Origin of the sequence: Pseudomonas sp. MWU12-2037 (genome assembly GCF_023242345.1) — a bacterium.
Classification (GTDB): Bacteria; Pseudomonadota; Gammaproteobacteria; order Pseudomonadales; family Pseudomonadaceae; genus Aquipseudomonas; species Aquipseudomonas gingeri_D.
In genome coordinates this window covers 45608-57534 of record NZ_JALLIZ010000022.1, presented here as the reverse complement: position 1 = coordinate 57534, position 11927 = coordinate 45608, and the positions used below count along the sequence as shown (strand labels likewise).

10 protein-coding genes are annotated in these 11927 nt (G+C 63.0%); 4 read left to right on the top strand and 6 right to left on the bottom strand.

What is annotated here, in order from left to right; all coding sequences use genetic code 11:
• Positions 1-14 precede the first annotated feature (14 nt).
• From prmA to M5B42_RS27845, 6 genes are all read right to left on the bottom strand, one after another.
• Positions 15-893 (bottom strand): 50S ribosomal protein L11 methyltransferase, encoded by an 879-nt coding sequence (prmA, locus tag M5B42_RS27870; RefSeq protein WP_152741593.1) that lies wholly within the window; start codon positions 891-893, stop codon positions 15-17.
• Between the two features lie 140 nt (positions 894-1033).
• Positions 1034-2392 carry an acetyl-CoA carboxylase biotin carboxylase subunit gene (accC, locus tag M5B42_RS27865; RefSeq protein WP_177101318.1) on the bottom strand — a complete coding sequence of 453 codons (1359 nt, stop codon included), beginning with the start codon at positions 2390-2392 and terminating at the stop codon, positions 1034-1036.
• Positions 2393-2409: 17 nt separating this feature from the next.
• The gene (gene accB / locus M5B42_RS27860; protein WP_100944285.1) at positions 2410-2868 is read right to left on the bottom strand and encodes an acetyl-CoA carboxylase biotin carboxyl carrier protein; all 459 of its coding nucleotides are present in this window, start codon (positions 2866-2868) and stop codon (positions 2410-2412) included.
• A 24-nt stretch (positions 2869-2892) separates the two neighbouring features.
• A complete protein-coding gene (aroQ, locus tag M5B42_RS27855; protein ID WP_103497785.1) occupies positions 2893-3348 on the bottom strand; it encodes a type II 3-dehydroquinate dehydratase in 456 nt (151 codons plus the stop codon).
• A 267-nt stretch (positions 3349-3615) separates the two neighbouring features.
• Entirely contained in the window at positions 3616-5577 is a 1962-nt protein-coding gene (locus M5B42_RS27850; protein ID WP_248747618.1) for a methyl-accepting chemotaxis protein, read from the bottom strand.
• A 55-nt stretch (positions 5578-5632) separates the two neighbouring features.
• A complete protein-coding gene (locus tag M5B42_RS27845) occupies positions 5633-7294 on the bottom strand; it encodes a PleD family two-component system response regulator (protein WP_248747617.1) in 1662 nt (553 codons plus the stop codon).
• Between the two features lie 306 nt (positions 7295-7600).
• Here M5B42_RS27845 and M5B42_RS27840 point away from each other — a divergent pair, with 306 nt between their 5' ends.
• The 4 genes from M5B42_RS27840 to speA all read left to right on the top strand — a co-directional run bounded on the left by M5B42_RS27840 (position 7601) and on the right by speA (position 11917).
• Entirely contained in the window at positions 7601-8668 is a 1068-nt protein-coding gene (locus M5B42_RS27840) for a DUF2333 family protein (protein WP_103497779.1), read from the top strand.
• Between the two features lie 3 nt (positions 8669-8671).
• The gene (locus M5B42_RS27835; protein ID WP_103497778.1) at positions 8672-9199 is read left to right on the top strand and encodes an NUDIX hydrolase; all 528 of its coding nucleotides are present in this window, start codon (positions 8672-8674) and stop codon (positions 9197-9199) included.
• 205 nt (positions 9200-9404) lie between these two features.
• Complete coding sequence (locus tag M5B42_RS27830) at positions 9405-9776, top strand: translation initiation factor Sui1 (RefSeq protein ID WP_248747616.1); 372 nt, start codon at positions 9405-9407, stop codon at positions 9774-9776.
• Positions 9777-10003: 227 nt separating this feature from the next.
• On the top strand, positions 10004-11917 hold the full coding sequence (gene speA, locus M5B42_RS27825) for an arginine decarboxylase (RefSeq protein ID WP_248747615.1): 1914 nt from the start codon (positions 10004-10006) through the stop codon (positions 11915-11917).
• The last annotated feature ends 10 nt before the right edge of the window (positions 11918-11927 follow it).

Below are 11927 nucleotides of genomic sequence, written 5' to 3'. Positions count from 1 at the left end.
TGCAGGCGCCCATTCTAGCGCCGACGACCACTGATGCGCACCCAGCCATCGCGATCGGCAATCGGGTCGAGATCGAAGTCCTGGGCATAAGCAGCAGCGACTTGCGCGCCCTGTTCGGCGAGGATCCCCGAGAGCGCCAGGCGACCGCCGGGCTTGACCAGGGTGGACAGTTGCGGTGCCAGGGACACCAGCGGGCCGGCGAGGATATTGGCCACCAGCACGTCGGCCGGGACCTGGGGCAGGTCTTGCGGCAGGTACAGCGGGAACAGCGCCTCGTCGATATGGTTGCGCCCGGCGTTATCGCGGGAGGCTTCCAGGGCCTGGACGTCGATATCGGTACCGACCGCTTCCCTGGCGCCCAGCAGCAGGGCGGCAATCGCCAGGATCCCCGAGCCGCAGCCGAAGTCCAGGACGTTGCAGTCCTTGAGGTCCTGGCCGTCGAGCCATTCCAGGCACAGTGCGGTGGTCGGGTGGGTGCCGGTGCCGAAGGCCAGGCCCGGGTCGAGCAGCAGGTTGACCGCTTCCGGTTCCGGCGCGGCGTGCCAGCTCGGGACGATCCACAGGCGGCGGCCGAAGCGCATCGGCTCGAAGTTGTCCATCCAGCTGCGTTCCCAGTCCTGGTCCTCGATCACTTCGCTGTGGTGCTCGGGCAGTGGTGCGCCGGTCAGCAGTTCCAGGTGCGCGAGCACGCTGGCCGCCTCGGTGCCGCCTTCGAACAGCGCCAGCAGGTGGGTGTGTGACCACAGCGGGGTGGTGTTGAGTTCCGGTTCGAAGATCGGTTGGTCTTCGGCATCCATGAAGGTGACCGAAACGGCGCCGACTTCGAGGAAGGCGTCTTCGTAGGTTTCGGCTTGTTCCGGGCTGATGGCCAGGCGTACTTGCAGCCAAGGCATGGCGGGGCACCTTTGCAAAAATGGAGTGTGCAACCGCTGGGGGCTGCGAGAAACGCGCAAGTCTACTTGAGCAGCGCCTTGGGCGGTATTCAAAAACAACAAGGCCGCAATTAAGCGGCCTTGTCTATGGGATCACGCACTCACTGGTTGGCGAGCTTGTGTTCCAGGTAGTGGATGTTCACACCACCCTTGCAGAAGCCTTCGTCGCGAACCAGGTCGCGGTGCAGCGGGATATTGGTCTTGATCCCGTCCACCACGATTTCGTCCAGGGCGTTGCGCATGCGCGCCAGGGCTTCGTCACGGTCCTTGCCGTAGGTGATCAGCTTGCCGATCAACGAGTCATAGTTCGGCGGTACCGCATAACCACTGTACAGGTGCGAGTCGACGCGAACGCCGTTGCCGCCCGGTGCGTGGAAGTGCTTGACGGTGCCTGGGCTCGGAATGAACTTCTTCGGGTCCTCGGCGTTGATCCGGCACTCCAGGGCGTGACCGCGGATCACCACGTCGTCCTGGGTATAGGACAGCGGGTTGCCGGCGGCGATGCTGAGCATCTCCTTGACGATGTCGATGCCCGTGACCATTTCCGATACCGGGTGTTCCACCTGCACGCGAGTGTTCATCTCGATGAAGTAGAAGCTGCCGTTCTCGTAGAGGAACTCGAAGGTGCCGGCGCCACGGTAGTTGATGTCGATGCACGCCTTGACGCAGCGGGCGAAGACTTCCTGGCGGGATTTCTCATCGATGCCCGGGGCCGGTGCTTCTTCCAGTACCTTCTGGTGGCGGCGCTGCAGCGAGCAGTCGCGGTCACCCAGGTGAATGGCGTGGCCCTGGCCGTCGGACAGTACCTGGACTTCCACGTGACGCGGGTTGGTGAGGAATTTTTCCAGGTACACCATCGGGTTGCCGAACGCTGCACCGGCTTCGGTGCGGGTCAGTTTGGCCGAGGAGATCAGGTCTTCTTCCTTGTGCACCACGCGCATGCCGCGACCACCACCGCCACCGGCGGCCTTGATGATCACCGGGTAGCCGACTTCACGGCCGATGCGCAGGGCTTCTTCCTCGTCTTCCGGCAGCGGGCCGTCGGAACCGGGAACGGTGGGGACGCCGGCCTTGATCATGGCGTGCTTGGCCGAAACCTTGTCACCCATCAGGCGAATGGTGTCGGCTTGCGGGCCGATGAAGGCGAAACCGGATTTCTCGACCTGTTCGGCGAAGTCGGCGTTTTCCGCGAGGAAGCCGTAGCCCGGGTGGATCGCCGTGGCACCGGTGACTTCCGCGGCCGCGATGATGGCCGGGATGTGCAGGTAGGACTGGGCGGCAGGCGCCGGGCCGATGCACACGGATTCGTCCGCCAGGCCCAGGTGCATCAGCTCCTTGTCGGCCTTGGAGTAGACGGCGACGGTCTTGATCCCCAGCTCCTTGCACGCGCGCAGGATCCGCAGTGCAATTTCACCGCGGTTGGCGATCAGGACTTTTTCCAACTTCGCAGGATTCGACATCGTTGGCTCTCCGCGCTTCAAACGATGGTGAACAGCGGTTGGTCGTACTCAACCGGCTGGCCGTCTTCGACGAGGATGGACTCGATCACACCGCTGGTTTCAGCTTCGATGTGGTTCATCATCTTCATGGCTTCGACGATGCACAGGGTGTCGCCTTTCTTCACGCTCTGGCCGACTTCGACAAACGACGGGGCGGCCGGCGAGGATTTGCGATAGAAGGTACCGACCATCGGCGAACGGGCTACGGTGCCGTTCAGCGCCGGGGCGGCTGCAGCGACCGGGGCCGCTGCCACTGGGGCGGCAGCCGGAGCGGCGGCGACCGGTGCGGGCATCGGTGCCGGAGCGTAGTACTGCTGCGCCGGGGTCTTGCTGTGGCGGCTGATGCGTACGGACTCTTCGCCTTCCTTGATCTCGAGCTCGTCGATACCGGATTCTTCCAGCAATTCGATCAGTTTCTTAACTTTACGGATATCCATTAATCGTCAACTCCCAAGGGTCGGTCAGGGGTGTTTAGCCTGTGATTCAAGCTGTTCCAGGGCGGCCTCCAGGGCCAGTCGGTAACCGCTGGCGCCAAGGCCGCAGATCACTCCCACAGCAACATCTGAAAAGTAGGAGTGATGGCGGAAAGGTTCGCGTTTGTGCACGTTCGACAAATGCACTTCGATGAATGGGATGCTCACCGCCAGCAACGCGTCACGTAATGCGACACTTGTGTGTGTAAAAGCCGCTGGATTGATCAGTATGAAGTCCACGCCTTCGCCACGGGCCGCGTGGATCCGGTCGATCAGCTCGTACTCGGCGTTGCTTTGCAGGTACAGCAGATGGTGCCCGGCCTCGCGGGCCCGGCGTTCCAGGTCCTGGTTGATCTCGGCCAGTGTTACCGCGCCGTAGACACCCGGCTCGCGGGTGCCGAGCAGGTTCAGGTTGGGTCCGTGCAGAACCAGTAGGGTCGCCATCGGTTGTTCCTTGTTATTCACGTGCAGTTGTCGGTGCGGGCCGACTATGCCGGAAAGCTTTGGCGACTGTCCAGTTACCTGCAATAGCCAGCACGATGTCCGATGTTCGCGCGAAGTTTATGACTGATTTGTCGGATCTGGTCATTCGTCGCGGCAACAGGTTCGACGAAGTTCGCCGCAGCGGTTTCGCCGATGCCCCCCGCAGTGGCGATTTTGCCGCTGTCGCGGGTGAGGGCACAGGGAGGAGGCGCGGTGTGTGGCGCCCGGTCAGACGCGGAAGGCCTGCACGGCGGTACGCAGCTGTCCGCCCAGCACCAGCAGGTGTTCGCCCTGGCTGCGGCCTTCGCCGATGCGCAGCAGGTTGTCGCCGCCCAACTGGTGAATACGTTCGCTGTGATCGCGGATTTCGCTGACGGCGCCGCTTTGCTGGGCGGTGACATCGGCGATGCGCACCGCGGTCTCGGCGATGGTCTGGATCGCGCCGACGATCTTGTCCAGTGCGCCGTCCGCCGCCTGGGCCTGGCCGGCCGTGGCCTCGGCATGTTCGACCTGGGCACGCATGCCTTCCACCGATTGCCGCGCGGCGTTCTGCAGGCCGGCGATCAGGGTCTGGATCTCGCCCGTGGCCCCGGCCGTGCGTTGCGCCAGGCTGCGCACCTCTTCGGCGACCACGGCGAAACCACGGCCCATTTCCCCGGCACGAGCGGCTTCGATGGCGGCGTTGAGGGCCAGCAGGTTGGTCTGGTCGGCAATCGAGCGAATCACCGTGAGCACGCCGCCGATGGTCGCCGACTCCTCGGCGAGTTTCTCGATCATCTGCGCATTGCCCTGGACTTCCCCCACCAGTGCGTGCAAACCGGTGAGGCTCAGGCCGATGACTTTTTGCCCATGTTCGACCGCACTGCCGGCGCTGCGGCTGGCATCGGCGGCCTGGCTGGCGTCGCCGGCGACTTGCTGGATGGTGGCTTCCAGTTCGCCCAGGGCATCGCGGATCTGCGCGGTATCGCCGGCCTGGCGTTCGGCGCCGCTGTGCAGGCCGCCGCTGAGGTCGGCGAGGGCGCGACTGCTGCCGGCGACTTCCTCGGCGTTCTGCCGGATAGTGCCCACCAGATCCACCAGGTAGGCACGCAGGCGGTTCAACGAGGCTTCGATATCGTGCAGTTCGCGGTTGGTCTTGCCCAACTGGATATCCCGGCTGAAATCGCCTTCGGCCCAAGTCGAGAGCGCCGGCGCGAGGTTGGTCAATACCCGCGACAGCTTGCGTTGCAGGGTGTCGATCAACAGGGCGATCAGCAGGATCAGACCGATCATCAGGCCCTGCATCATCCGCACGTCGCCCTGGATCTTGCCATGCTGGGCGCGGACTTCCGGCTCCAGCCCGGCAATCGCCTGCTGTACGGCGCTGATCTTGAGGTGGGTCGCCGCCGCCAGGTCCGAGCGTTTCTGGATCTGCTCGCGGGTGCGGTTCAATTCCGCCGGGTAACGGGTCAGCAGGCTGTGCAGTTCGCGCTTGAGGTCGACGCCGGTGTCCTGGACCACGGCCTTTTCGGTGTTTTCCAGGCCCATCATGGCGCTGAAATCGTCGGTGCTGGACTCACTGCTGGCGGTCACGCCGAGCAAGGGCAGGGCTTCGAGCTGCTCGGCCTGGCCGCGGATGCTCGCCAGTTCGCGTTCGACATCGGCGGCCAGTTCGCTGCGTCCGCTGCTGACCAGCTTGTCCCGCGCCAGGCTCAATTTGGCCAGGTGCGATGAAGCGGTCAGCAACAGGGGCAGGTAGGCGGCCGCTTCCGGCGTCTTGGCCTGGGTGGCGTATTGGCTCAGTTGATCGAGGTTGCCGCCCAGCTCGCGTTCGGCCTGGAGCAGCAGGGCCTGGGGGTCGCCGGCCAGCTTGCCGGCGGCGAGCAGGTCGGTCTTGCTGAAGTCGTTCAGGGCGGCCAGGCTCGGGCGCAGGGTCGCGGTCAGGTCCGGTGGCAGGGCATCGAGCTGCTTTCCCATCTGCTCGATGGCCTGGCCCGCGCTGCTCAGGCGCAAGGCGTCGCCGCTGCCCAGGTAATCTTCGATATTGCGCGCCGCCTGGTTCTGGAACTGTTGCGACAGGCTGAGGTAACGCTCCATCAGTTGGTAGGGACGTTCCAGCGCCTGTTGCGACCACCAGAGCGTGGCTCCGAGCGCCAGGCAGACGGCGACGAGCAGCAGGGTGTTGAGGTTGGTCAGCAGTTTCAGGCGCATTCAGGATTCTATCCACGACAAAAAGTGGTAAGTACCTGAAGTTATTGCTGTTTTGTTACAGGGTCATGACTGAGTCGGTGGCGTCCGATGAAAAGCTGGCACTTTGCCTTGCCGCTTGCACGCGATTGCGGCCGGCATGTTTGGCGCGGTAGAGCGCTTCGTCGGCCTGGCCGGCCATCATCAGGCTGTCGGAGTCGGCCTGCAGTTCCACCACCCCGGCGCTGAAGGTGCACCACAGATCCTGCGGTTGCGCCGGGTAGTGGATTTCGGCGAAGCGCTGGCGAATTTCATCCAGCACTTTATAGGCCGACTCGATATCGGTGTCGGGCATGACGATGGCGAACTCTTCGCCGCCATAACGGCCGATAAAGTCGGTCTTGCGCAGGCGTTGTTTGAGAAACAGCGCCAGGCTCTTGATCACCCGGTCGCCCATGGGGTGGCCGTGGCTGTCATTGACCCGTTTGAAGTGGTCGATATCGAGCATTGCGAAGCTCAGCGGCTTGCATTCGCGGCGGGCGCGGAAGCTGCAGTCTTCGAGCAGTTGCAGGATATGGGTGTGGTTGTACAGGCCGGTCAGGCTGTCACGGACCATCCGCGCCTTGAGGTTGCGGGCGCGGGCGGCGCGGTTGCGCACGGTGGTGATCAGATGGCGCGGCTTGATCGGCTTGGTCAGGAAGTCGTCGCCGCCCTCGCTCATGGCGTCGAGTTGCTTGTCCAGGTCGTCCTCGGCCGACAGGTAGATGATCGGCACGCTGACATAACGGTCGTTGTGGCGGATCACCTTGGCCAGTTCCGTGCCGGTGCAGGCCGGCATGTACATGTCGAGGATGATCAGGTCGGGCTGGAAATCCGCCAGTTCGGCCATGGCCTGGATCGGATCGATCAGCGTGCGGGTGACGATACCGGCGCTGTTGAGCAGGCGTTCGGTGTGCAGCGCCTGGGCCCGCGAGTCGTCGATGATCAACACCTTGTACGGATCGTATTGGGCGACGCAGGTGAGGACCTCGATTTTCTCCAGCAGGCTGGAGGCTTCCAGGGTTCCGGTGAGGAACTCCTGGCCGCCGGCGCGCACGGCGGCCAGGCGGGTCGGGGTGTCGGTTTCGTGGAGGCTGAAGAACAGCAACGGCAGTTTCTGCTCCAGACCCAGCTGCGCTTCGGCGGCCAGGTGCAGACCCATGCCGGCGCCGCTGAAGTCGACGTCCATGACAATGGCCGAAGGCAGGCGCTCGGCCATCGACGAACGGAACGCCGCGACACTGTCCAGCGACTGGGCGCTGAGACCGAAGAATTCCAGCTGCTTGGCCAGGCGCTCGCCGCGGTCGTGGTCCTGCAGCATCACGTAGACCGGTTTGCGCAGTGGCGGCAGGAAGATCTGTTCGAGCTGGTCGCCATGGCGCAGGCCGGTGCGCGACAGGCGCTGCATCAGGCGATTGAGTTCGCTGATCAGGCCGCTGCTCAGACGTCCGCGGTTGGCCTCGACGGCGACCAGGGATTCGCTGATATGGCGGGCCAACTGGGTATGTTCGGGTTGTTCGAAGCGTTCGGCGAAGCGCAGCAGGCGCAGGTTGGCTTCGCTCAGTTCGGACATGTCGATGCTCGACCATTCGCTGCGTTGCAGGCGTTGCCAGATCTCAAGGATTTGCCGGGCCTGGTGGATGACCCGCTGGGCAAAGTGCTGCTTGAGGCGCTCGCGGCTGGGGTCTTCTGGCTCGGTCATGTCCTGACTACTTAGTGAGGGGAACGGCTGGGGTCGACTGATGGCTCTATGCTAGCAGCTCTTTTCGTCAATAGCGGTGTCATCTGTCAATTAAGCTGATTCATTTGGTGACCCATGGGTTTCGCTGTTTCGGATCCCACAACAAGACCGGAGAGGTCGTATCGAGGAGGCGTCCTGCCGGGGCTTGATTTATAGTGCTCGCACGGATGGCAACGCTGCCGTGCCCTTGACCTTGCGCAATGACAGGAAAGGCACGATGGAGCAGGGTTGTGGTCGAACCGATGAATTCAGGAAAAGGATAGAGCCATGCTGGACTGGAAAAAACGCCAAGACAGCGCGCCGGAGCGCGCCGCCGAACCCAAGTCGGCGACCCGCGGTTATTTTCGCGGGATGCTGTTCAGTCGAGCACTGGCGACCCTGCTGGGCTTGTACCTGCTGACCACGATCCTGATCGGCTGGTACTGGAGCCAGGAGCCGGCGCTGTTTCCGGTGCAGCAGAACGCACAGATGGCCGCCGAGAAGGAAGGCCGCAAGATGGTGGTGGGCTACACCACGGTGGAAACCCTCAAGACCGTGGCCGGTACCTTGCTCCACAAGCCCGGTGGCTACCTGTCCAACGACCGCTTTCCGCCGGGTATCTGGCTGGACAATATTCCCCACTGGGAATACGGCGTGCTGGTCCAGGTTCGCGACCTGACCCGCGCCCTGCGCAAGGACTTCGCCCGCTCCCAGTCGCAATCGGCTGAAGATGCCGACCTGGCGAAGGCCGAGCCGCGTTTCAACTTCGACAACAAGAGCTGGATGCTGCCGTCCAGCGAATCGGAATATCAGGAAGGGATCAACTCCCTGAGCCGCTATCAGGCCCGTTTGTCCGATCCGAACCAGAGCAACGCGCTGTTCTATGCCCGCGCCGACAACCTGAACAACTGGCTCGGTGATGTGGCTACCCGCCTCGGTTCGTTGTCCCAGCGCCTGTCGGCCAGTGTCGGACGGGTCAAGCTCAACACCGCGCTGAAAACCGAAAGCGTGGTCCCGGGGCAGGTGCCGCAGGTCGACGAGGAAATCGTCGAAACCCCGTGGTTGCAGATCGACGACGTGTTCTATGAGGCCCGTGGCCAGGCCTGGGCGCTGTCGCACCTGCTGCGGGCCATCGAAGTCGACTTCGCCGATGTGTTGGCGAAGAAGAACGCCACGGTCAGCGTGCGTCAGATCATTCGTGAACTGGAGGCCTCCCAGCAGCCGGTCTGGAGCCCGATGATCCTCAATGGCAGCGGCTTTGGCATTCTGGCGAACCACTCGCTGGTGATGGCCAACTATATTTCCCGGGCCAACGCGGCGGTGATCGATTTGCGTCAACTGCTGAACCAGGGTTGAACCATGGATAACGCTTCGAAGGAGGCCCTGCATCGCGCCGCCTCCGATGCCGAGCAGATCGCCTGGGTCGACGCCGATGACCAATTGCTCGGCGCCCTGGCCCGAATCGAGTTGCGCGAGCGCGGCCTGATCGGGCGCGGCACCTATATCCTGCTGTTCAACTCCGCCGGTGAGCTGTGTGTGCACCGGCGTACCTTGAGCAAGGCCATCTACCCGGGTTACTGGGATGTGGCCGCCGGCGGCATGGTCCAGGCCGACGAAAGTTACGCCGAGTCCGCCGCCCGTGAGCTGGAAGAGGAGCTGGGGGTCAGTGGCGTGCCGCTGACCGAACACGAGCACTTTTTCTTCGACCAGCCGGGTAACCGGCTCTGGTGCGCGGTGTTCAGCGCTGTCTGGGACGGGCCGCTGCGGCTGCAGCCGGAAGAGGTCCTCGAGGCGCGTTTTGTCCCGGTGGACCAGGCCCTGCGCGAAACCCTTGAAAAGCCCTATTGCCCGGACTCCCTGGCAGCCTTGAAGCGTTATCTGCAATAACACCGTAGCGACGTCGCAAAAGCTTCATCAATTGGCGCTGTTTGGCTATTGGGCCGGGGGCTTTTTGCCGTTACACTGCGCGACTTTCAAAGCTGCGGCGGCGTTGCCCGCCGCAGTTGCGCTGCCCCTGCCTGAGTGGGGCTTCGCGGTCGCAGGCCCCTCCCGGGGGTGTGACCAGTCTTTAGTCCTCCCAAGAGGATTGCCGGTGGCCAAAAAAGCCGCATCCTTCGCCGCCCTCGGTGGCCTGGTGTTTTCCACCGACGCAGGTCGACATTGCCCGGACTGTAGCCAGCCGGTGGCGTCCTGTATCTGCAAACAAAATGTGCTCCCAGCCGGTGACGGTATTGCCCGCGTGCGTCGCGAAAGCAAGGGCCGTGGCGGCAAGACGGTGACCACCGTCACCGGCGTGCCCTTGGCCGAAGACGCCCTCAAGGACCTGGCGACCACGTTGAAGAAACGCTGTGGAACCGGTGGCGCCTTGAAGGACGGGGTGATCGAGATCCAGGGCGATCACGTCGAGTTGCTGCTGGCCGAGCTGGAAAAACACGGTTTCAAGGCGAAGAAGTCCGGCGGTTAGCAGCCTCTGTGAAAACCACCGTGAAGTTGACCCGCCGGCCCGTATAAACGAAGCCGGGCTGTCGTCCCCATGGTTTTCACAGAGCCTGTTCCCGAACAGTTTCTAAACTCGGTGCTGGATCCAGGGTCTTACCCCCTTGTATGCAGGCGAATCGTCATTTTCATTCTTTAGACTGCGCGCAGCCTGGACCCAGGTGGCGCTATTTGACTTCTTTATAGGGGACTTCGATGTCCGTACGACGCACACGCAAAGACGATGGCAGCCAATGGACAGTTGCGGACAGCCGCAGTGTTTATGGGATTCGCCATTGGGGGGCCGGGTATTTCGCGATCAATGACGCCGGTCGCGTCGAGGTTCGTCCGAACGGCCCGAGCAGTTCGCCCATCGACCTCTTCGAGCAGGTCGACGAACTGCGCAAGAGCGGTTTGTCCTTGCCGTTGCTGGTGCGCTTCCCGGATATCCTGCAGGACCGCGTCCGTCAACTGACCGGGGCCTTTGACGCCAACATCGAGCGTCTGGAATACCAGAGCAAGTACACCGCACTGTACCCGATCAAGGTCAACCAGCAGGAAGCGGTGATCGAGAACATCATCGCCACCCAGAACGTTTCCATCGGCCTGGAAGCCGGCTCCAAGCCGGAGCTGCTGGCGGTGCTGGCCCTGGCGCCGAAAGGCGGGACCATCGTCTGCAACGGCTACAAGGACCGTGAGTTCATCCGCCTGGCGCTGATGGGCCAGAAGCTCGGTCACACGGTCTTTATCGTGATCGAGAAGGAGTCCGAGGTTGAACTGGTGATCGAAGAGGCCGCGGCCCTCAAGGTCAAGCCTCGGATCGGCCTGCGGGTGCGCCTGTCGTCCCTGGCTTCGAGCAAGTGGGCCGATACCGGCGGCGAGAAGTCCAAGTTCGGTCTTTCGGCGGCGCAGTTGCTGTCGGTGGTCGAGCGCTTCCGCGACGCGGGCCTGGACCAGGGCATTCGCCTGCTGCACTTCCACATGGGTTCGCAGATCGCCAACCTGGCGGACTACCAGTATGGTTTCAAGGAAGCGATCCGCTACTACGGCGAGCTGCGCAACCTCGGCCTGCCGGTGGACCATATCGACGTCGGCGGCGGCCTGGGGGTGGACTACGACGGTACCCACTCGCGCAACGCCAGCTCGATCAACTACGACATGGATGACTACGCCGGTGTCGTGGTCGGCATGCTCAAGGAATTCTGCGATGCGCAGAACCTGCCGCATCCGAACATCTTCTCCGAAAGCGGCCGTTCGCTGACCGCCCACCACGCCATGCTGGTGGTGCAGGTGACCGACGTCGAGAAACACAACGACGACGTGCCACACATCGACAACCCCGAGAACCTGCCGGAAACCGTGCAGTGGCTGGTGGAACTGCTGGGGCCGACCGATATCGAGATGGTCACCGAAACCTACTGGCGCGCCACCCACTATATGAGCGACGTGGCCACCCAGTACGCCGACGGCAAGCTGACCCTGGCCGAGAAGGCCCTGGCCGAGCAATGCTATTTCGCTGTGTGCCGGCGCCTGCACAACTCGTTGAAGGCCCGCCAGCGTTCGCACCGCCAAGTGCTCGACGAACTCAACGACAAGCTGGCCGACAAGTACATCTGCAACTTCTCGGTGTTCCAGAGCCTGCCGGACACCTGGGCCATCGGCCAGGTCCTGCCGATCCTGCCGCTGCACCGTCTCGACGAAGAACCGATGCGCCGCGCCGTGCTGCAAGACCTGACCTGCGACTCCGACGGCAAGATCAAGCAATACGTCGACGAGCAGAGCATCGAAACCAGCCTGCCGGTACATGCCCTGAACGAGGGCGAGGACTACCTGCTGGGGATCTTCCTGGTGGGTGCCTATCAGGAAATTCTTGGTGACATGCACAACCTGTTCGGTGACACCGACTCGGTGAACATCTACCAGAACCCGGATGGCAGCGTTTACCACGCCGGTATCGAAACCCATGACACCATCGAGGACATGCTGCGTTATGTGCACTTGTCGCCGGAAGAACTGATGACGCACTACCGCGACAAAGTCGCCAGCGCGAACATCAGTGTCAAGGAGCGTACCCAGTACCTGGATGCCCTGCGTCTGGGGTTGACCCGCTCTTCGTACCTGTCCTCATAAGGCGACGCCA